The 22,726-nt window shown below is 38.0% G+C and carries 17 protein-coding genes; 9 read left to right on the top strand and 8 right to left on the bottom strand.

Annotated features, from left to right (window positions below):
* Positions 1-127 precede the first annotated feature (127 nt).
* From PALI_RS10960 to PALI_RS10940, 5 genes are all read left to right on the top strand, one after another.
* Complete coding sequence (locus tag PALI_RS10960; RefSeq protein ID WP_004587162.1) at positions 128-466, top strand: P-II family nitrogen regulator; 339 nt, start codon at positions 128-130, stop codon at positions 464-466.
* A 9-nt stretch (positions 467-475) separates the two neighbouring features.
* Positions 476-1,705 (top strand): ammonium transporter, encoded by a 1,230-nt coding sequence (locus tag PALI_RS10955; protein ID WP_193155846.1) that lies wholly within the window; start codon positions 476-478, stop codon positions 1,703-1,705.
* Positions 1,706-1,853: 148 nt separating this feature from the next.
* Positions 1,854-4,190, top strand: a complete 2,337-nt coding sequence (mrcB, locus tag PALI_RS10950) for a penicillin-binding protein 1B (RefSeq protein WP_193155845.1) — start codon at positions 1,854-1,856, stop codon at positions 4,188-4,190.
* Positions 4,191-4,448: 258 nt separating this feature from the next.
* Positions 4,449-7,355: a TonB-dependent receptor domain-containing protein gene (locus tag PALI_RS10945; RefSeq protein WP_193155844.1), complete on the top strand. Its 2,907-nt coding sequence runs from the start codon at positions 4,449-4,451 to the stop codon at positions 7,353-7,355.
* 158 nt (positions 7,356-7,513) lie between these two features.
* Positions 7,514-7,786 carry a hypothetical protein gene (locus tag PALI_RS10940; RefSeq protein WP_193155843.1) on the top strand — a complete coding sequence of 91 codons (273 nt, stop codon included), beginning with the start codon at positions 7,514-7,516 and terminating at the stop codon, positions 7,784-7,786.
* 1,053 nt (positions 7,787-8,839) lie between these two features.
* Here the strand turns inward: PALI_RS10940 and PALI_RS10935 are convergent.
* From PALI_RS10935 to PALI_RS10910, 6 genes are all read right to left on the bottom strand, one after another.
* Complete coding sequence (locus tag PALI_RS10935) at positions 8,840-10,681, bottom strand: methyl-accepting chemotaxis protein (RefSeq protein ID WP_193155842.1); 1,842 nt, start codon at positions 10,679-10,681, stop codon at positions 8,840-8,842.
* A gap of 175 nt (positions 10,682-10,856) precedes the next feature.
* Positions 10,857-12,137, bottom strand: a complete 1,281-nt coding sequence (gene hemL / locus PALI_RS10930) for a glutamate-1-semialdehyde 2,1-aminomutase (RefSeq protein WP_193155841.1) — start codon at positions 12,135-12,137, stop codon at positions 10,857-10,859.
* Between the two features lie 33 nt (positions 12,138-12,170).
* Complete coding sequence (locus tag PALI_RS10925) at positions 12,171-13,187, bottom strand: aspartate carbamoyltransferase (protein ID WP_077535729.1); 1,017 nt, start codon at positions 13,185-13,187, stop codon at positions 12,171-12,173.
* A 116-nt stretch (positions 13,188-13,303) separates the two neighbouring features.
* Positions 13,304-13,738, bottom strand: a complete 435-nt coding sequence (locus tag PALI_RS10920; protein ID WP_193155840.1) for a CopD family protein — start codon at positions 13,736-13,738, stop codon at positions 13,304-13,306.
* A gap of 15 nt (positions 13,739-13,753) precedes the next feature.
* Positions 13,754-15,436, bottom strand: a complete 1,683-nt coding sequence (locus PALI_RS10915) for a chloride channel protein (RefSeq protein ID WP_077535727.1) — start codon at positions 15,434-15,436, stop codon at positions 13,754-13,756.
* Positions 15,437-15,618: 182 nt separating this feature from the next.
* A complete protein-coding gene (locus PALI_RS10910; RefSeq protein WP_193155839.1) occupies positions 15,619-17,499 on the bottom strand; it encodes a methyl-accepting chemotaxis protein in 1,881 nt (626 codons plus the stop codon).
* 96 nt (positions 17,500-17,595) lie between these two features.
* On the opposite strand from PALI_RS10910, the gene PALI_RS10905 reads away from it, so the two are divergent.
* From PALI_RS10905 to erpA, 3 genes are all read left to right on the top strand, one after another.
* On the top strand, positions 17,596-18,783 hold the full coding sequence (locus tag PALI_RS10905; protein ID WP_193155838.1) for a porin: 1,188 nt from the start codon (positions 17,596-17,598) through the stop codon (positions 18,781-18,783).
* A 10-nt stretch (positions 18,784-18,793) separates the two neighbouring features.
* On the top strand, positions 18,794-19,570 hold the full coding sequence (locus PALI_RS10900) for a substrate-binding periplasmic protein (protein WP_193155837.1): 777 nt from the start codon (positions 18,794-18,796) through the stop codon (positions 19,568-19,570).
* A 415-nt stretch (positions 19,571-19,985) separates the two neighbouring features.
* Positions 19,986-20,324 (top strand): iron-sulfur cluster insertion protein ErpA, encoded by a 339-nt coding sequence (gene erpA / locus PALI_RS10895; protein WP_077535723.1) that lies wholly within the window; start codon positions 19,986-19,988, stop codon positions 20,322-20,324.
* A gap of 49 nt (positions 20,325-20,373) precedes the next feature.
* Here erpA and PALI_RS10890 read toward each other — a convergent pair whose 3' ends face one another.
* A complete protein-coding gene (locus tag PALI_RS10890; protein WP_077535722.1) occupies positions 20,374-20,562 on the bottom strand; it encodes a hypothetical protein in 189 nt (62 codons plus the stop codon).
* A 450-nt stretch (positions 20,563-21,012) separates the two neighbouring features.
* On the opposite strand from PALI_RS10890, the gene PALI_RS10885 reads away from it, so the two are divergent.
* Positions 21,013-21,252, top strand: a complete 240-nt coding sequence (locus PALI_RS10885) for a helix-turn-helix domain-containing protein (protein ID WP_193155836.1) — start codon at positions 21,013-21,015, stop codon at positions 21,250-21,252.
* 79 nt (positions 21,253-21,331) lie between these two features.
* On the opposite strand, the gene PALI_RS10880 is transcribed toward PALI_RS10885, so the two are convergent.
* Positions 21,332-22,711, bottom strand: coding sequence for an AmpG family muropeptide MFS transporter (locus PALI_RS10880; RefSeq protein ID WP_193155835.1), 1,380 nt, complete (start codon positions 22,709-22,711; stop codon positions 21,332-21,334).
* Positions 22,712-22,726: the final 15 nt, after the last annotated feature.

Here is a 22,726-nt window from a genome sequence, read left to right as displayed (position 1 = left end):
TGCGTTTTTTTGATTTTATTTTTATTTTTATCCTTAAGTTGTTGTTTAAATTAAATATAAAATACTGGCATAAAGGTTGGATTGTATTAGTCAATAGGATAACAATAAAGAGTCCGAGGGGGCCGCTATGAAAATGATTAGTGCAATTATAAAACCATTTAAATTAGATGATGTGCGTGAAGCACTTGCTGATTTAGGGATTGAAGGAATGACCGTCGTTGATGTAAAAGGTTTTGGGCGTCAACGAGGTCATACAGAGTTATACCGTGGTGCAGAGTATCAAGTTGATTTTATTCCTAAAATTAAACTTGAAATTGCAACTCGAACTGAAAACTGCCAGCGTGTTGTAGAGGCAATTACTAAAATCGCATCAACAGGTAAGATCGGTGATGGCAAGATTTTTGTATACGACTTAGATCAAATTGTTCGTATTCGTACAGGCGAACTTGACGAAGAAGCGATTTAAGGAGGCATCATGGAAAATACAATAATAGAATTAAAATTCTCACTCGATACCTTCTATTTTTTAATATCAGGTATATTAGTAATGTGGATGGCAGCAGGTTTTGCGATGTTAGAGGCGGGTTTAGTTCGCTCTAAAAACACCGCTGAAATTTTGACTAAAAATGTCGCGCTCTATTCAATAGCATGTACGATGTTTTTATTAGTTGGCTACAACATTATGTATGTAGACAATATTGAAGGCGGTTTAATTCCCTCAATAGGTGCTTTAATTGGTACACAAGCTGCTGATGCAAATCATTCTTTAGAGTCTGATTTTTTCTTTCAAGTCGTTTTTGTTGCAACTGCCATGTCGATTGTGTCAGGTGCTGTTGCTGAACGTATGAAACTATGGGCCTTTTTAGCATTTGCTGTTGTTCTGACTGGCTTTATTTACCCTGTTGAAGGTTATTGGACATGGGGCGGTGGTTTTTTATCTAAAATGGGCTTTGTTGATTTTGCAGGCTCTGCAATCGTGCATGGCGCAGGTGCTGCCGCCGCACTAGCAGGTGTTTTAATTTTGGGAGCTCGTAAGGGGAAATACGGTAAAAATGGTGAAATATACCCAATTCCAGGTTCAAACTTGCCCCTTGCTACACTCGGTACGTTCATACTATGGATGGGCTGGTTTGGCTTTAATGGTGGTTCTCAATTACTGCTTTCTGATAAAGAAAATGCAACAGCGGTAGGTCAAATATTACTAAATACTAATGCCGCAGCTGCAATGGGAGCTATTGCTGCGCTGTTTGTGTGTAAAGTACTTTGGGGTAAATCAGATTTAACTATGGTATTAAATGGCGCATTAGCAGGCTTGGTTGTTATCACCGCAGACCCTCTTTCACCATCACCAGTAATGGCTTGCTTATTAGGTTTACTAGGGGGGGCTTTGGTTGTATTTAGTATTGTTGCTCTCGATAAAGTTAAGATTGATGACCCTGTAGGTGCAATCTCTGTACACGGTGTGTGCGGTGCATTAGGCATTATGTTGGTACCGCTAACCAATGCTGACGCAAGCTATGTTAATCAGCTAATAGGTCTAGTATGTATTCTTGCCTTTGTATTTGTAGCATCATTTATTGTTTGGACTGTGCTTAACAAAGCAATGGGTATACGTGTAACCGAAGAAGAGGAGCTAAACGGGATGGATCAACACGATTGTGGTATTGAAGCCTACCCAGAGTTTGTTTCTGTTCGCAGTAACTAATTCTAAATAGACATGACGGTGTGCTCTGCAAAGCCCTACTTCGGTAGGGCTTTTTTTGTTTCAGGAAGGGTTAACTTTTCGGATGTTAGGGTATGTTCAATATGCTAAGCTCACACTCGTGAATAACCTTGGAATAAATTACACTTAAATGGCTGATAATAAAAAAATACCTACCAGTAAACCTGCAACTAAACGTGTGAGTAAGCCATCAGGCACTGCAAAGAAAAAAACCTCAAAAAGCACTAAAAAAGCAGTAAAAAAAACGCTGCAACGCTCTTTCATGAAAAAAGTATGGTCAGTGTTTTGGAAGCTAAGTTTGGCTGTTTTTATTGCCATGGCAATGTATTTTATTTATCTAGATTCAAAAATAACACGTCAATTTGAAGGAAATAAATGGCAACTTCCAGCGCAAGTCTATGCGCGGTCAATGGCATTTTATCCAGGACAATTTTTATCAAGCCAAGAAGTAATATGGGAACTTGAACGTCTAAATTATTCATTAGTTAATAGATTAAGCCGAACAGGACAGTTTGTTAAAACGGCCAGTAGTATTAAAATTTATCGTCGTGATTTTGAGTTTTACGATGGATTTGAAGCGTCGCATATTATTGAATTGCGTTTTTCAGGGCAAAAAGTCGCAACGATTAAAGATAAGTTTGGCAGACGCTTAAATAGTGCGCGCTTAGAGCCTGTTCAAATAGCCCGTATAGGCAATGATTCTAAACAAGATAGAGAGTTTGTGCCGCTTGATAAATTTCCAGCCATGTTAAAAGACACATTATTAGTGGTTGAGGATCGTAATTTTTATGAGCACCATGGTGTGTCGGTGTTTTCTATTTTACGGGCGCTTTACACTAATATACGCGCAGGTCGTACAGTTCAAGGCGGTAGTACACTTACTCAGCAACTAGCTAAAAATATTTACTTAACGCGTGAACGTTCTTTAATGCGTAAAATAAATGAGGCATTTATTGCTCTTATTCTGGATTATCGCTATTCAAAGGATCAAATATTAGAAGCGTATTTAAATGAAGTCTATTTAGGGCAATCTTATAACCAAGGCGTGCACGGTATGGGGCTCGCTGCAGACTTTTATTTTTCTAAACCCGTTGATGAACTAGAATATGATCAAATTGCTCTGCTGGTGGCAATGGTTAAAGGACCCTCTTATTACAACCCTCGTCGTTACAAAGAGCGCACAATGGAACGTCGAGATCTCGTTCTGCGTCTTATGGTAGAAAATAAACTGCTTAGCACAAAGGAATATCGCGCATCGCTTAAACGCCCTATTGATATTGCGCCAATGAAAGCAAGTTTACAAAAATCATACCCAGGCTATTTAGAGTTAGTAAATCGAAAATTAAATAAGCTATTACCAAATAAACAAACGCTTGATGCCGGCGTGAGAGTATTTACTTATTTTGATCTACAAAAACAAACAGCAATGGAAGAGTCGATAAAAAATAGTCTACCGTACTTAGAAAGACGCCCAAAAACAGAAAAATTAGAAACTGCGATGATTTCTGTTAACGTAGAAAAAGGCGGTGTATCTGCGCTTGTTGCAGGCCGTGATGTGCGTTACTCGGGCTTTAACCGTGTTTTAGATACAAAGCGTAATATAGGATCGCTTGTTAAACCCGCAGTGTACTTAACGGCGCTACAATTACCGCATTATAATTTAGCTACACTGCTTGATGATTCACCATTACAGGTGACAAACGAGCAGGGTAATGTGTGGCAACCAGAGAATTTTGATCATCAATACCGTGGTGCAATCCCACTTTATAAAGCATTTAGTAATAGTATTAATATTCCGGCGGTTAATTTAGGGCTTGATGTCGGTGTTGACCAAGTAGCAAAGACTTTAAAAGGGCTCGGTGCGACGGGGAGAATAGATGAATACCCATCGCTACTTTTAGGTGCTATTGAAATGTCTAGTTATGAAGTTGCTCAATTATATACAACGATAGCTGCAGATGGCGAATACAGACAACTTACTGCAATATCGGCCCTTACCGATTCTGTAGGCAAAGTGCTTTATAAGCATATTGTAAAGCCAGAATCCAGATTTGATAAAGACGCGATTTACATGACTAAGTACGCAATGAAGCGTGTAACTAAAGACGGTACCGCTAAACGCTTAAATTTACATTTTCCGTCAATTCAACTGGCAGGTAAAACGGGAACCAGTAATGATTTGCGTGATAGCTGGTTCGCAGGGTTTGATCAAAACACGGTAACGGTAGCTTGGCTTGGTCGAGACGATAATAAAAGTACGGGACTAACTGGCAGTGTTGGGGCACTAGAAACGTATATTCGCTATTTAAAACGACTTAACCCCCAAGCCATTGCTGATACACGCCCTGCATCAATTCGCTGGGCGTTTGTTAACGAGCAAACTGGAAAACAAGCCCCACCAGGCTGCGGAAAAGTAATTCAATTACCTTTGAGAGCTAGTGAATTTGAACCAAGACCAAGTTGTTAACAACATATGGTAATTTACGTTTGAACTTTTGAATAGATATAGATTTAGCGTTTTTATGGTTTTAGTTATAAAAAAGAGATGCATCAAGCTATTTTTGTAATAAGTGTTTTCTTTTATTTTAGAATTAATCTGTTTTTTTGGTTGAATATTGAACTTTATATTTAACAAAAAGTTGCATTTGTGTTGACTGTGATTGTCTTCTGGGTTAATTTTTTTGTGATAATAATATAAATAACAATTAAATTAGGGATATTTAATATGAAACAGTCATCATTATCGCATGCAATAAAGCTTTCTATATTTGCTACCTCCATTGCCGCATCAAGTTATACTCCTATGCTCATTGCAGCAGAAAAAGGAGCTACTGAAAGCGTTGAGCGTATTGAAGTAACAGGTTCACGAATTAAACGTGCTGCGATGCTAGGTGCAAGTCCAGTTACAACCGTTACTTCAGAAGATATTAAAGTTGCTGGTATTACGAGAGTGGAGGATCTATTAAATGATCTGCCAGCCGTATTTGCAGGGCAAACATCGGGTACAGCCAATGGCGCGACAGGGACTGCAACTGTTGATTTAAGAAACTTAGGCCCATCGCGTACTCTAGTGCTAATTAACGGACGACGCATGCCATCAGGCTCTCCATCAGCGGGAGGAATAAGTGCTGATATAAATCAAATTCCAGCCGCACTAGTTGAAAGAGTTGATGTATTAACAGGTGGCTCTTCTGCAACATATGGTTCAGATGCTGTTGCAGGGGTTGTTAATTTTATTCTTAAAGATGACTTTGAAGGTTTCCAATTTGAATATCAAGGTAGTATGTATCAACATAAGAATGATCATGGCGATATGCAAAGAGCGTTGGATGATGTAGGTTTTGAGGCGCCAGAAAAAAATGTAACAGATGGAAATACTCACGACTTTTCTGTTTTATTAGGTGTAAATTCAGCGGATGGACGCGGTAACTTAACAGGCTATGCAACACTTCGTGAAGTTGATGCCGTAACACAAAATAATCGTGATTACAGTGCGTGCGCAATGAATACTGATAAGAGTGGTAAACGTGTTTGTGCAGGTTCAAGTACAATACCCACGGGTCGATTTACTGATTTTGATGAGTTAGATTTAACAACGAATGGTAATACATTTGTTGAGCGTGATGGCTTGCTTTACAACTATGGACCACTTAATTATTTTCAACGTCCAGATACTCGTAAAACATTTGGTGTAACAGGTCATTATGATTTATCTGACTCACATACTGTATACACCGAAATGAGTTATATGGATGATAGAACAGTTGCACAAATCGCACCGTCGGGATCTTTTTTTAATGAATCGATCGACATTCAATGTGATAACCCTCTATTGTCTGAACAACAGTATAATAAATTGTGTGATAGCAGGGGCTTAGGCCGAGATGATGCGGTTTCTATGTTTATTGGAAAGCGTAATGTTGAAGGTGGGCCTCGCCAAGATGATTTAAGACATACTTCATCTCGTTTTGTATTAGGTATACGAGGTGAAATAAATGACGACTGGAGCTACGACGCATTTATGAATTTTGGTTCAGTTGCGTATGTTCAAACTTACGAGAATGATTTATCTATCAAACGAATTGGTCGAGCGCTGCAAGCAGTGGAAGATGATAAAGGGAATATTGTTTGTAAGTCAGTTGTTGATGGCTCGGATCCAAGCTGTGTTCCTTGGAATGTATTTGATCCAAGTAAGATTGATAAAAGCCAATTGGATTATTTAACTATCCCACTTTACTCACGTGGTGACACAAAGACAAAGCAACTTAGTGGTTATGTTACAGGTGATTTAACTGATGCTGGAATTATTGTACCGGGTACCTCAACGGGCGTTGGCGTTGTATTTGGTTTTGAGCATCGTAACGAATACCTAACTCTTAATCCGGATGGTAACTTCACTTCTGGTGATGGAGCAGGTCAAGGTGGCCCTACTAGCGGTGTAACAGGTGAGTTTGATGTAAATGAGTTCTTTACAGAATTTAATGTCCCGCTTGTAGAAGATACATCATATGCTGAGTATATTACACTTGAACTAGCATATCGTTACTCTGATTACTCAACAGATAAACAGACAAATACGTATAAAACAGCTTTTGATGTTCGTTTTAACCAACAAGTTGGTTTAAGAGCTAGCTATCAACGAGCTGTACGAGCTGGTAATGTCCGTGACTTATTCAGACAGCCAAGTCAAGGTCTATTTAACTGGGAAGATCCATGTGGTGCTGGCGCTAAAAATCCACTAACAAAAGAGCAATGTGCGAGAACAGGTGTTACGGATAGCCAATATGGCTCAAAAGCATTAATTAATGATGCGGGACAGTATAATTCTGTTACTGGTGGTAATCCTGATTTAGCACCTGAAAAATCAGATACATATTCATTCGGTATTTTACTATCACCAATAGATAACTTAGATATCGCTATTGATTATTTTAATATAACAGTAAGTGATGCTATTCAAGCAATTCCTGAGGCTTCAATCCATAACGAATGTGCCGTAAATGATATTAAAGAGTTTTGTGATTTAATTAACCGAGATCCAAAGACTGGCTCGCTTTGGGTTGGCAGTAATGCAATTACAGCGACAGATGTAAATATTGGTGAAATTGAGACGGCTGGTATTGATTTTGATATTTCGTATCGCCATTCTTTAGAGGAATTAGGTAGTCTTCGTTTTACTATGGTGGGTACTTTTCTAGATAAATTCTCAGTTCAAAATTTACCTGGTGGTGATATAGATGATTGCGTAGGCTATTGGGATCGTGCTGTATGTGAAGCTCCTATGCCGAAACTACGTACAAACCTAAGTGCAACTTGGATGACACCATGGGATGCAAATTTAACCGCGAAAGTTCGCTATTTTGGTGATACAGATGAATATACTCGCGACTCAAAAAATGAAGTTGTATCAGGGCCAACCACTTTGAATGCGCAAACATATTTTGACTTAGCCGGTAGTTGGAATGTGAACTCTAGTATTAGTGTTAGGGCGGGGATAAATAATCTATTTGATGTTACTCCACCGCTTATCCCTAATGGCCCTTCAGGTGTCGCTAATGGTAATGTTTTCCCAGGTTCATATGATGCACTGGGAAGGTATTTATTTGCTGGTTTTACTTATAGCTTTAACTAAGTATTAGAAGCTGTTTCTGTTTAGGTACATAAGCGGTTGTGATCTATAAATTTTATATTGTGAGCAAGTCGCCCGTTATTTAAACTGAATTCAGCAGTATTAAATAATAAAGAACCCAAAATAAATCTTTATTTTGGGTTCTTTTTATAGGAAAAAAAATGAGAAATACTTTATTGTTTATTGTACTGATTGCTCTTTCTGCATGTACATCTACGCCAAGTGAAATGGAGACTACACAAGTTGATTCTAAAAATGATGCATCTAATTTAAAAAAGCATAACTCTCAAAATTATGTATGTGACAAAGAAATTATCACCGGAACTAAGTTTCAGAAAAAACGTTGTCGTACAACCGAACAGATTGTTGCAGATAAGGCTCAAGCAAGAGAAATGTTAAATTCTCAAAAAAGTTCTGCCGGAGTTCAAAATTAAACTCTTTAAAATTATCTAATACCATATATGGTATTAAACCGAGCTAAAAGTAAAACAGCCTTAGGGCCTGTTGACCTTTCAGGATTGAAATTTGTTCAATCTAGAGGCGATTTAATCGCGGCGCGAGGTTTGTAATCGAGTGGGCTAAGTAAAAACCGAGCAACAAAGAGTTAATCGTCCCTAGAAAGAACCCAAAGGGCAGCGCATGTTTGGCATTTATGCTGCGTTATCGCCTATTTATGGGGAATAACCACTCTGCCTTGCCTAAATACCAGACAGTCTGCTGCAAAATTAATCACGAAAGGTCAACACGCCCTAGGGTCTGTTGATCTTTGCGGATTAAAATTTGTTCAATCTAGGGGCTATTTAATCGCGGCGCGAAATTTGTAATCGAGTGGGCTCGGTAACTGCTCCTGCGTTACCCTAATGACTTACATCCATGTAAGAATAAGTAAAAACCGAGCAACAAAGAGTAAATAGCCCCTAGGAAGAACCCTTTGGGCAGCGCCTGTTTGGCATTAATGCTACGTTATCGCCCACTTATGGGGAATAACCACACTGCATAGGCTCTGCCTTGCCTAAATACCAAACAGACGGCTGCAAATTTAACCTTGAAAGATCAACAGACCCTAGGGCTATTTGTGTTTCGAAAAACCAGTTATAGCAATTGATAAAATATACTTAACTAGTAAAGTTTGGGCCTGTTGACCTTTCAGGATTAAAATTTGTTCAATCTAGGGGCGATTTAATTGCGGCGTGAGGTTTGTAACCTAGTGGATTCGGTAACTGACCCTGCGTTACTCTAATGGCTTACATCCCTATAAGAATAAGTAAAAACCGAGCAACAAAGAGTAAATAGCCCCTAGGCAGAACTCTTCGGGCAGCGCATGTTTGGCATTTATTCCACGTTATCGGCTATTTATGGGGAATAACCACACTACATAGGCTCTGTATTGCCTAAATACCAAGCATACAGCTGCAAACTTAACCTCGAAAGATAAACAGGCCCTATTCCAATAGTGTTAGTTATTACCTCATTGCAATTAACTTTAATTAAGATTTAAAGAAGCCCATTGATTTTGTTAAGTCGTTCGATAGGCGACTTAATTGTTGTGCATCTTGTAAAGTTGATTGAGCCGAGTTTAATGTTTGATCCGCTAAATTGCTTACTTCTTGTGAGTCTCTAAGTGCCTGTGTTGTCGCATTTGACTGCTGCTTAACACGTTCAGAGATCACTTCACCTTGGTGTTTTATATTGCCCATGCTTTGTTCGGCGCTTTGTAATGCCGTATTGGTTTCAGTGGCCGCTTTTACTGATTGTTCCATTTTGTCTACGCTGGAACGCATTTTCTGTTGTGTGTCGTCAGATGCTTGCTGTAAAGAGGTAATAATTTGATGAATTTCTTGAGTCTGAGTTTGTGTTCGCTGAGCAAGTGTTCTTACTTCATCAGCAACAACGGCAAAGCCTCGTCCGTATTCACCGGCTCTTGCCGCTTCAATGGCGGCGTTAAGGGCTAGTAGGTTTGTTTGATCTGCAATTTCGCTGATCCCTTTACTTACTTTACTTATTTCTTGGCTATCTTGCGCCAGTTTATCAAGAGCTTGTTGGCTTTCTGCAAATTCAATTTGCAAATCTTGCATATACTTAGCGAGTTCCATTGTATTGCTTGAACCCTGTTTAACGTGTGCTGCGGCGTCTTGAGCTATAAGTGTTGCTTGATGCGCTGACTCTTCAACAGTATGTGCGCTTTGAGCCATATCGCTTAATGCGCTGTGGATAGCGTTTACACGAGTTTGTTGTTTGCTAACATCATCACTAGTTTGGCTACTGGCTTGCGATAATGATTTAGTTGCACTACAAAGTTCTATCGTGCTTGTTTTTACATTTGATAATAAGTGAGAAAATGCATTAAGCAGGGCATTATACTGTAATGCAATCGTACTCATTTCATCACTGCCATTTGATTCAAGTGTTGCTTTCAAGTCGCCGTTTGCTGCTCTATTTGCCGCTTCTGCAAAGCGGTTAATTGTATCTACGACAGCAAAATAAAAACCAATCATTAAGTAAAAAGCAAAAAGTAGGCTTATAACCGATGCGGCTAATACGATATCACGGGTCCATTGTTGGATTTGTAGCTTTTCACTTACTAAGGACTCTAATGTTGGAATGCTTTTATCAATTAATGCATTAATACTATTATGAACATCATTTGTTAGCTGCGTAAATTCACCTTTGTTTAGTTCTAGATCATCTGGTTCAAGCAGTTTTTTATCTATTGCATTTTTAAATGCATATACAGCGCTTTGTAACTGCTTTAAAGCTGGTGCTAATATTTTATCAACTGATTTTTCTGAAGCGGTTGCTACACTTAATGTCTTATCTAATTGCTTTTCATACAGTGGTAATGACTTATTTAAGTTTGAAAGTGCTATAAAAGTATCTGGTGTAAACTGGTTATTATTAATTACTGTATTTGCACTTGCTGCTGTTAAATTTATCTGCATTATTAATGCTGGAATGGGCGTCACTAAAGCACGATTAACATAAGAACTGGCAAGTTGGCTGTCGAGCGCTAAGTTAGACTGAATTGAAACAAGCTCGAGCACATCATCAGCTTGATTATTTTTTACTGTAAACCCTAATTTTTGTGCAATAGCGATGTTTTTCTCATTTGTTCCTTGAATTTGATTACTAAGAATCGCACGGTAGCCTTTTAAGCCTTGCTGCTGCAATTTTGAGACGTTAATACTATCGCTTAGTAAGGAGACCAAAAAAAACAAACTCAATGCAAGAGGTAGTAATAGTATGCCAAACATCAGGCTTATTTTTGTTTTATATTTTAAATTAGCCATTAGTTTAATTGCAGGCGCTGCAAATTGTCGTAATCCTGACATAAGACTCTCTTGTTATTTTGTAATGGATGAGATAAGTAGACCTTGATTACCTCAATTATCATTCATTTATAGTACTTTACAAATAAAAAAAGCCCTTTCGGGCTTTTTTCAATCTTTAGTCTTAATTACATGCTGCAAAAACAAGTGGTTAAAACTCTAAAAAATAATTTTTATATTAAAGCTTAGCAAATGAGCGTTCAGCTGCCGCTATTGTTTCTTGTACTTCTTGCTCAGTGTGTGCAGCACATACAAAACCCGCCTCAAAAGCTGATGGCGCTAGGTAAACACCTTCTTCAAGCATAAGGTGGAAAAAGCGTTTAAAGCGTTCTAGGTCGCACTCAGTAGCTTGTTTGTAGGTTGTTACTTTTTCAGCATCAGTAAAAAAGAAGCCATACATGCCACCAGCGTAATTGGTTGTTAGCGCTATGCCTGCTTTTTTAGCGCCGACTTCAAAGCCTTCACAAAGCGCTTTAGAAATAGCTTCTAATTTATCGTGCAGGCCAGGTTCACTTAATAACTCAAGTGATTTTAAACCTGCTGCCATCGCAATAGGGTTACCTGAAAGTGTACCGGCTTGATATACAGGGCCAACAGGCGCAATGTAATCCATTATTTCGGTTTTACCACCAAATGCACCAACAGGCATGCCACCGCCAATAACTTTACCTAAACATGTAAGGTCTGGTTTAATGTTGTAATAGGCTTGTGCACCACCCAGTGCAACACGAAAACCTGTCATTACTTCATCAAAAATAAGCACCGATTTATATTCGTTACAGACATCACGCAAACCTTCTAAAAAGCCTGGTACTGGTGGAATGCAGTTCATGTTACCGGCGACTGGCTCTACAATAATACAGGCAATTTCGTCTGCATATTTTGCAAAAATAGCTTTTACTTCATCTAAGTTATTAAATGATACCGTAAGCGTATGCTTAGCAAAATCTTCAGGAATGCCTGGTGAATTAGGTACGCCCATTGTTAGTGCGCCAGAGCCAGCTTTTACCAATAACGAGTCAGCATGACCGTGGTAACATCCTTCAAATTTTAATATTTTGTCGCGACCCGTAAAACCACGAGCTAAGCGAATTGCACTCATTGTCGCTTCAGTACCGGAGCTAACCATACGCACTTTTTCGATTGATGGAACTAGTTCTTTTACTTTTTCAGCCATTAAAATTTCGGCTTCAGTGGGCGCACCGTAGCTAAGGCCGTTTTCGACCGCTTCATGAACGGCTTGCTTTATGGCTGGGTGGTTATGGCCCATGATCATTGGACCCCAAGAGCCCACATAATCAATATAACGATTACCGTCGGCGTCAAATGTAAACGCACCTTCTGCTTTAGTAATAAATAGCGGCGTACCGCCTACACCATTAAAAGCACGAACTGGCGAATTTACGCCACCTGGAATCGAGGCTTGAGCGCGTTCAAATAAGTCTTGGCTAATTGTCATGAAAAATCCTATAAATTGTCACTTGAAAGGGGGTTAGCTATCGCGTTTGCGGCTAAACCAAGGTACGTCTACTTCATACTTCTCGACTTTATTTTCTACGCCGAGTGTTAAAGCAAACAGTGCCATACGAATTAATACGCCATTTTGTACTTGGCGAAATATAGCTAAATTGTCGTTAGTGTTTAAGTCGTTATCGAGCTCATTGGCTTCAATGCGACTATCGCGCGGTAGAGGATGCATAAGTACAGAGTTAGGTTTACAGTGTGCACTGTAAATTGATTGGCTAATTCTAAATCCACCACGGTATTTATTTGCTTCTTCTTGAGAAGGGAAACGCTCTTCTTGAATACGTGTTTGGTAAACGATATCGGCGGCTAAATTACCTTCCATTTTATTTACTAGTTCAATTTTATGACCCGCGTTATCCACTGCATCTAAAATGTAATCAGGCATTTGTAAGCCATCAGGAGCAACCATCGAAAATTTTATGTTTTTATAATGGCACAACAGTTTTGAAAGCGAGTGTACGGTACGGCCGTATTTTAAATCGCCTACTAAGGCTATGTGCATACCATCGATATTTTGATCAAACCTGCTGAGTTCTCGTTCGATTGTAAGTAAATCAAGTAATGCTTGAGTTGGGTGCTCATTTGGACCATCTCCGCCATTAATTACCGGTACGCTGCAGCCCGTAGCAAATTCGCTGACTGACCCCGAGTCTGGGTGGCGCATAGCAACGGCATCTGCATAGGCTGAAATAACACGTGCTGTGTCGTATAGAGATTCACCTTTAGCAAGCGCAGAGCTTTGCATACCTGTTGTTTCGCGAACTAAACCACCGAGTAAGTTAAACGCTGTACCAAAGCTTACACGTGTACGTGTGCTTGGTTCAAAAAACAAGTTAGCTAAAATAGCACCTTCAAGTACGTTGGTACGCTTTTGCTTTTTAGCGTAAGGCTCCATTTTTTTAGCAACTGCAAAAATGCGTTCAATGCAGTCTCTGTCTAGTTGACTAACAGAGAGTATGTTTTCACCTTGGAAACTTAACATGGGGTTATTCCTAGTTTTTCAAAAGGGCACGATAATCCATAAAATGGGGCACGCAATCGCGCATATTATAACAAAGTTAAAATGTTACTTGTGCTCATTAGAGCGCAATAACAATTTTACAAGCTTGGCTTTATCACGGCTAATGCCACTATTATGAGTAGCGCAATAACCGGTAGCTCGTTAAAAACTCGATAAAATCGGTCGGTTTTAGTATTACGATCATGCTTAAAATCGCTTAATAACTTAAAACAGTAACCGTGGTAGATATATAAAATAATCACCAGTACGAGTTTGTAATGTAACCACATACTATATCTAAACCAGTCACGGCCATATTCAACAATGGTTAAAACGCCAAATACAGCCGTTAAAACAGCGAATGGAGTCACAAAATAAAGTAGCCTACGCTCCATTACTTTAAGCATAGAGTTGCACGATTTTTCTTCGCTCATTGCGTGGTAGACAAATAATCTTGGTAAATAAAAAATGCCGGCAAACCACGCAATCATAAAAAATATATGCAAGGTTTTATAAATTAGTAATGCGCTCATACTATTCCTTATTGTTTAAAGTAAGCTGTTACGAATGGTTAGAATATGATGAATTTGATCCCAGCGTAATAGGCCCATAATTTGTTGATTATCTAAAAGATTGTAAACGTATAATGCACCACTTCTTTTATCTTTTAATATATCGAATGCATCAGCTAAGGTTGCTTGGCTACTAATGCCTTGCAGGCTAACGTAGTTTAAATTAATCGCTTGGTCCGACATTAAACTTAAGTCATATTCTGCAAGTCTATAACCATTTTCCTCATCAAATACAATCAGTGGCGTTTGGCTGTCCATTGCATCAAGGGTGTTTTTTATTTGCTCTTTATCGTCTGAATACAGTAATTTAAAATCTTCATCCATATCGTCCATTATGCCCACTTTTTGTAGGGCCTCTGTAGCGGGAGACACATGATACGGCAACCCCTGAAAATCGAGTTGTTGTAAAAATATAGAGCGATTACCAAAAAACTGTAATGCGGTTACATAGGCTGTCGTGATAACAAGCATGGCCGGTACGATAATTTCAGGTGATGATGTTAGCTCCATGACCGTTGTTAAGGCTGCAAGGGGAGCATGCAGGGTTGCGGCCATTAATCCAGCCATTCCCAAAACACCATAAGTACCCGCTATATCAGTGCCAGGGCTAATAAATTGCGCACAAAAAGCCATCAGAGTTCCAACTAATACGCCAAGCCCAATCACAGGGCCAATTAACCCACCGGGAATACCCAAACCAATTGCAAATAGCGTAGCAAGTAATTTAGCAATTAAAATAGTGGTGAGTAATTTTACGTTATCAGGAGATTCAACCGCAATGGTAATCGCACTCATACCTGAGCCCATTGCTTGAGGTACTGCATATGCAATTAAGCTAGCAATACACCCTGCAATCAGTAAACGAGGAAACATGCTTAAAGGTTTAAATGTTTTAATAATTAACATTAAATTTTGATTGAAGCTAAATGCAATAGCACCTAATGCCATACCACATAATATTAAATACGGATAATGCCAACCACTCAATGGCGCTATTGTAATAAGTGCCAGCTCAGAGCCTTCACCAAATACAAACTGAGTAGCTAGTGCGCCGGTCACCGCAGCGAGCATAATAGGCACAAATATATGGACTTTATACTCCCTAAGTACGACTTCCATTACAAAAATAACGGCAGCAAGAGGCGTGTTAAATGATGCAGCAATACCGGCTGCAACACCACACCCGCTCAATGTCCTCATTGCATTATGAGGTAAGTGAAGTTTATCAGCTAAAATGCTCGCGCCTGTGGCACCCATATGAACAGAAGGACCTTCTCGACCGACCGAAAAGCCACTAATAAGGGCTAGTGCGCCACCAACAAACTGATTTACAGTATTATAAAGTGGCATTTGTCCGTAATGACGTTTAATACGATGAATAACAAAGGGAATACCTAAACGGTAATGTTTAAAGCCAGTAAATGCAGCAAAACATGCGATTAAAAGTGCCGCTATTAGTGGCATTAAAACGCGCTCAAGAGTAGGTAAGGTAGTAAAGTCGTCAGGCGTTTCTAAAAATAGGCTTTGGAAAAATAGAATGGTTAAACGAAATAAAATAATAAAAAATGCAGCAATCAATCCGGCAACTACGCCTAATAAGCATAATTGTACAGATGTTTTAGGTTTTGCCAGCCGACGCCTGAGCTGCTCAAGCCACATGCATTATTTCCTCAAAGCATTTTCAGCGTGCAGTTTAGCAAAAGCTTATCACTAAGTCCTTTTGATTTTAGAGTTTTGTGCAAAGACCTCTTGTGGCAAAAGGTAATCAGTATGTTAACTCTGTTATTGCTTATCAAAATGATCTTTCAGGATTAAATTTAACCCTAAAAGATCAATATATCTTAAACAATAAACTTTTTAAGTAAGTCTTGTTGGTCTTTTACGTTTTCAGCTAAGCTAGTATTTGTCTCAAATTGCTCCTTAGCGTATTCATCAACTTGCACACTAATATCTTTAATATCAATGGTGCTTTTATTTATATCTTCAATAACAGTACTTTGCTCTTCGATTGCGGCGGCTATTTGGTAATTTCTATCCATAATATCTTTTACAGACATCGAAATGGTATTGAGTGATTGATTCGCTATTTCGGTTTGTTCAACGCACAGCGTCGCTTTCGTTTTGCTTTTTTCCATTGCTTGTTGAACTTTAGATGAAAATAACTGAATTTGCTCAATCATTAGTTTAATTTCTGTTGTTGAACTTTGTGTTCTTGAAGCGAGTGTTCTTACTTCATCCGCAACGACTGCAAACCCCCGCCCGTATTCACCAGCTCTTGCTGCTTCAATCGCTGCATTTAAGGCAAGTAAGTTTGTTTGTTCTGCAACGTTATTAATAACAGATAATATTTGCTCAATACTATTGCTATGCTCTGCTAGTTGGTTGCTTAGTTCTTGTGAATTCGAGATAGAATTAGACAAATCGGTAATGTCCGAGGTTGTCTTCTCAAAAAGTGTTTTGCTAGAGCTTGTTGAATTATTAACAGAGGTGACTGACGTTGCCGCTTCTTGTGCGCTGGATGCTATTTCTGCAGATGTCGTACTCATTTGATTAATAGCAGTCGCTAAGCTATCAATTAATAAATATTGGTCATTAAGTGACTTACTTGATTCTGTCGATAAGGATTTAGCAGCTGCACTTTGTTCTTCAACATTATTTGCTTTATTAATAACACCACTTACAAGCTCCTGTAAGGATGATAAGAATCGATTAAAGCTTTTAGCAACAACACCACATTCATCCTCAGAGGTTATTTTTAATCGCTGCGTTAAATCTCCGCCACCAGATGCAATTTCACTAATAGCATGCTCTAACTCGTCAAGTGGTTTGAGCAAAATTTTAATTAAGGTTCTAAATACTAAAACACAAAAAGTAATACTAATGATAGCTATAAAAAATGTGCGAATAGTGAATACGGTAAGTGATTCATAGACCTTGTCTTTATCTAATAACATGGCTACAGACCAGTTAACACCGATTTCATCACCAATGGGGTAAAAATATAAGAGTTTAGTTTTTCCTTCGTGTTCTATTTCTAAAATCTGCTTGCTCTGTTTTGGGGATTGTTGATAAATGTCTTGTGTCTGCTTATTACTTAAATTGGCTGTAGGGTGAGTGATTATTTTACCTGAGCCATCAACAACAAATGCAAAACCATTACCATTAAAGTTTATGGTATTAACGCTATCAGCGATATCGCTTAAGCCAAGATCTCCTCCAATAACGCCTTGAAAACCATCTGCAGTATTTATTGCGGTTACAGCCGAAAGTAATAATTTATTGGTTGCCGCATCAGTGTAAGGGGCGGTAAAAGAAATCATTTCATTGTCTTTAGCTAACTTGAACCACGGCCTTTGTTTGAAATCAACACCGGGCGGATTTACTCTGTTTTTATTATTTGAGCGTAGTTCTTTTTCGTCATTTAATGTGCCAAACATTAATAAAAAATCGTCTGTAAAAGCTGGGTTTTCTAACCCAGACTGAAAGTTTTGTTTCGAAAAGTCTGACTCAATGTGTTTTTTTAGAACATTGAGCTGAGCTGATTTACTGATAAGCCAATTGCCAATACTTTGTGAAAGTAGCGACGCATTATCTTGTATATAAGCTGTAGTGGATTTTTTTAGCGTTTGTTGAACGAGTAGATATGTTGTTGTTGCAAGTAGTGAAATGACGATAAATACTACAATACCGGAAGCGATTGAGAACTTTGTTCTAATTTTCATAGGGTTTCACTCTTTAGCTAAATAGGCAATTATTTTTATTATGCATAAATAAATATAGTCTACACTTAAAAAAAGTTTAAATAGTTGAGTCTTTTTATGCAAAAAAAAAGTATTTGTTTTTTGTTTGCTGCATTATGCGCTCCTTTGGTGCAGGCACAAAATGAACAAGATGAGTTACAGGATTTAAAGTCGCAATTAGCGGATATTCGTACTCAATTGTCTGCTTTAAGTTCTTTATCCGTCCAGTATGAAACGATAAATAAGAGAATTGAAGTCCTTGAAAAGGTGGGGGCGCAAAATTCAGAAGATAAACGGCCTCAAAAGCAGATATCTATTTCTACAGATCAAAACATTAAAAATATTCCTTCCAAAAAAGATATAAAAGTATACGCGACAGTTAGGCCAACGTTTGGCTACATCGATGAGGGAAATGAAGCGTCATGGGACGTAAAAGATGCACTTTCTCATGCTGGAATTAAGTCGACTGTGGAATTTAATCAGCAATGGCAAGGCATCTTACACGGTGAATGGGGCATTGATTTATCAAATAACGGCAATTTTGGTAATGCACGACAGGTATATGCTGCAATAGACAGCCCATACGGCAAAGTTGGACTAGGAAAGCAGCGACCAGCTCAATATTTGTTTATTGCTGAATATGTCGATATTTTTAATCACGGCAACAGTCCTTTTGCATATGATCCGGAAAGTATTTTTTTTGTTGATAACCTTCTTACTTATCAGATTAAACAAGGCGATTTTACATGGATGTTAGTTAGTCAGTTTAATGGCACACAAGGCGATAATAAAAGTGACCTTATTAATGGTGGGGTAAGTTACGACAAAGATAACTTGCATGTTGCTTTAACGTATACCAACAAAGGTATATATGAGAATGAACAAGAATTGGGTGACAATAATATTGTTGGCGGATCTTTAGCTTATTCTTTTGATAGCGGTTTTTACTTTGCCCTAGGCTACCAGGCTAAAAAATACAATAGGGATTTAGGTATAGATAGAAATGGGCATACGCTTGATGTGTCAATGGCTTATCCGCTGAGCAAAAATTATAAAGTAAAAATGGGTTATTTTGACTTTGATGATGGCCACCAAGCAGCTCAAACGCAAAATTATAATGGCGCAAACCTTACTCTTGAATGGCTGCCAGCAGAAAACTTACGTTTACATGTTGAATACCTTTACCGAGACTTTGATTATTTAGCTGATTTTAGTTCATTCTCTGTAGGGTTTCGCTACGACTACTCACAAGTGTGGGACTATTAATAGTAAAAACATGCATATACTAAAAAAACCTTTAACACTGACAATGAGTTTACTGCTGTTTGTATGTACATTTACAAGCAACAGCAAAGTCGATATTACTATATTAGCTGACGATGATTATCCACCATATAGCTATTTAGAAAGAGGTGAATTGAAAGGGGTTTATATTAATTTATTGAGACGTGCTGGCGATCAACTAAAGCTAGATTACGACGTTAAAATAATACCGATGCCTTGGAAAAGAGCACTGCTTACCGTAAAAAATGGTGATGTTATAGCGGTAGTTCCCCCGTATTTACATTACGATTCAAGGCCTTTTATTTCATCATATTCGGTGGCATTAGGCACTGAGTTTGTGGTGACTTATTGTCGTGAAAATATTGATTTAAAAGCTACGTTAAATTTAAATTCGGCTACTAATAAACGTGTTCATTTAGGAATGAATGCAGGTTATTTGCTGCTGGATGAACGTTATAAAAAGGCAATAACGCAAGGGCGTATTCAATTATGGGAAAATAAAAGCACAGAAGCTAATGTCATAAAATTACTTACTAATAAAATAGACTGCTATGTTAATGATAGAAAAGCCACACAGTATGAACTAGAAAGCGTAAAAAAAAGCTACCCACAATATGCTGCGATTACGGTTATAGAGAAAGATGAAATTAATCACAGAACTGCACACATAGGCTTTAGCCGTGAATTTACCTCTCCATATAAAGACGATTTTATAAAAAGAATGAATAGGGCTTTGCTTGATCTGATAGATGAATCAGTAACTGAGTAAATCAAATAGTTTATCGTTTGTTATTTCAACATTTTATGTTCTTATCAATTCCAGCTAGGCAATTTTCTTACATAATTTCACACTCTATTGTTGACTGAGCTTTACTCTAAGCGACTTTTAGTTATTAATTATGTGTTCACTACCAATAGTCAGACCGGAGTGCTTACGTTGCTGAATAATCCCCATATTTATTGTATCTATAGGCTTCTCTGGTGCTTTTAAGCAAAGTCTTAGTACGCTAATATAAATTTCTTCAGTTGTATTTATAACACCGTATGTACTTGCGGCAATGCGGGGGATATTTTTTACAGTTACCTACTTTAAGGATAAGAAGTGCTTAGCAATTAAAGGCTATACTTGATTAAAATACTCGGGTATTGGATAATCATGCCATTGCGATATTGAGGGGTTTAAAATGTCTGACGAATTACCAATTAAGTTCAGCGATGCGGCTGCAGTTCGTGTTAAGCAGTTAATCGATGAAGAAGAAAACCCTGAACTTAAACTACGTGTTTATGTAACCGGTGGAGGTTGCTCAGGTTTTCAATATGGTTTTACTTTTGATGAAAAAGCAAATCCAGGCGATTTAGAAATAGTAAAAAATGGTGTCACCTTAGTGGTTGATCCTATGAGCATTCAATATTTAGTTGATGGCGAGGTTGATTATACTGAGGGCCTTGAAGGTGCTCGTTTTTTCGTATCTAATCCAAATGCAACAACAACCTGTGGTTGTGGTGCAAGCTTTAGCGTTTAATCATGAGCTAAGGTCGAAATAAAAGCCGCTTTTGCGGCTTTTTTAATGCCTAAAAATCGCTTGGGGCGTACTCAGTTATTTGCATTATTAATATAAAAAAACCAAGTACAAATACAGAAAAAGCTAAAATATACATAAAGCCTTTTTTACCTTGCTTAATAGGCACACCGTTATGGCGCAAAAAAAAGTACCAACCTAAACATAATATGATAGGTAATAAAAAAAGTAATCTGAACATTATTTAACCTTTGTCGCGCTGATTATGTCTTAATAATAAACCTGTACCAGTAAAATGAAATAAATTTACCATAAATATTTATAAAAAATGTTTAGCCGAAAAATATAATTTTTTAATGTTTTCTGATAACTTAGGATGAATATTCAGCTTTTATAAATATTAGAGCATGCTCAAACTTGTACCGAGTATGTAATTAATTATTCAACGAAAGTATTAATAGTATATAATGTATCCAAGAGTGAGACGGGCAAAATTTCATTCTTTTAAAAACAAACCTATACCACATTATTAGCGTAGTTTTAGCTGTGTGGGTAAAAGTAAGTAGCAACACGTGCTTAATTAGCTCTATTGCTATTGAAGTAACATTGAGTATCGCTGCTTGCTTACCTACAGCTATTGATAGACTACCGCTTTTATGGGTATGTCAAATCATCGAGTAGGAGATGTAAAATGATGGGCAAGACCGTTTCTTCAGAAGAAAACGCAAAGCTAACAAAATGGCTTAAAAGCAAACGCCAAGAAAAAGGCCATACAATGCGTAGCCTAGCACAAGTGCTTGGTACACCTCATTCATTTATCGGTAAAATTGAAAACCAAGAACGCCGTTTAGATGTAATTGAATTTGTTCGTTATTGTATTGCACTAGAAGCAGATCCGCATGAAGCATTAAGTCTACTTAAAGCTGATTAACGATAAAGTTGCTTAGTTTGTTTTAAGGGGCGTTTAAATGTTCTAAGCAATAAATTAATGCAGGGATGCATTAAATACCTCAATTATTCTCATGGTAATTCTTTTCAAGCTCATATAGCTTATGCCTAATTAAATACAAAAATACCAGCGATGGCAAAACCATTAACGCTGTAAGAATAAAGAACAGTGACCAATTACCCGCTAACCAATCATCAATTACCACACCGCTGTAGCTAGAAAGTAATGTCCTTCCTAAGTTTCCTAATGATGCTAATAACGCATAATGTGTTGCACTAAATGCTCTATCACATAGCATTGAAATAAACGCTACCATTGCGACTAGCGACCATGCTTGTGTAAAACCATCAATAACTATAGCAAAGGCATACAATCTTAAATCGGGACCAACTAACGCAATCCACGAAAATGCTAAATTTGACGCCGCCATTGCAATACCACTTATAAATAAACCTTTAACAATGCCATATTTTTGATTAAATAAGCTGCCAACAAAGGTAAATATAATAGTCAGTACGGCTGTGCCTACTTTTGAAAATGTAGCAATATCGCTATTACTAAAGCCAATTTCTTTATAAAACACAATAGACATGCGGCCCAAAAATGCCTCACCTATTTTAAATAAGAAAATAAAGGCCAATAGCGCGAGTGCTGTTTTAACGCCATTTTTAGTAAAAAACGCTCTAAACGGATCTATAACTGTGACAGCGAGCCAAGCGATGGTTCTAGTAAAAGGAGTTTGTTTTGTTGATGATAGTTTTTCAAGGTATACACGCTCAAGCTCAGCGTGTACTGCTTCTCTGTTTGATTTTGGCTCTTTTGCGAATAGTACACCACTCATTAACAGTAACATTACAGCGGCTAGAAAATAGTAAATTTGCGGCCAATCAAGAGAAGGAATATCCGCCATATAAAACGGAATTGCACCTAAAAGCGCATAGCCAGTCCACCAACCTGATGTCGCCATTGCGGCGGCTGCGGTGGCTTTATGAGATTCGCTTTCACTGAGTGTGTCTATTCTAAATGCATCAATTGCAATATCTTGTGTTGCAGAGGCAATTGCGATCAACAAACAAATTGCAGCAACCATTGCCAAATTTGCTTTAAGATCGAGCCCAGCTAATAGCAGTGTACCTATTAAAATAAAACTTTGGCACAATAGTATCCAGCTGCGACGTTGGCCTAGCCATTTATATAAAAAGGGGAGTTTGGTTCTGTCAATTAGAGGCGACCATAAAAAGTTTATACTGTAAGCGCCAAATACAATGCCAAATAGGCCAATCATACTGCGGCTTAAGCCTTCATCTTTCAGCCATGCAGATAGTACAGAGCCAATTAACACCCAAGGAAAACCACTACTCATGCCAAATATAAAAATATTGATTAAGCGTTTATCTTTAAAATAAGAGAAGTATTCGCTGATTGAGAGAGTTTTGCTCATAGGGCCTTCATTGGC

Source organism: Pseudoalteromonas aliena SW19 (assembly GCF_014905615.1).
Taxonomy (GTDB): domain Bacteria; phylum Pseudomonadota; class Gammaproteobacteria; order Enterobacterales; family Alteromonadaceae; genus Pseudoalteromonas; species Pseudoalteromonas aliena.
This window is presented reverse-complemented; position numbering and strand designations above follow the sequence as displayed.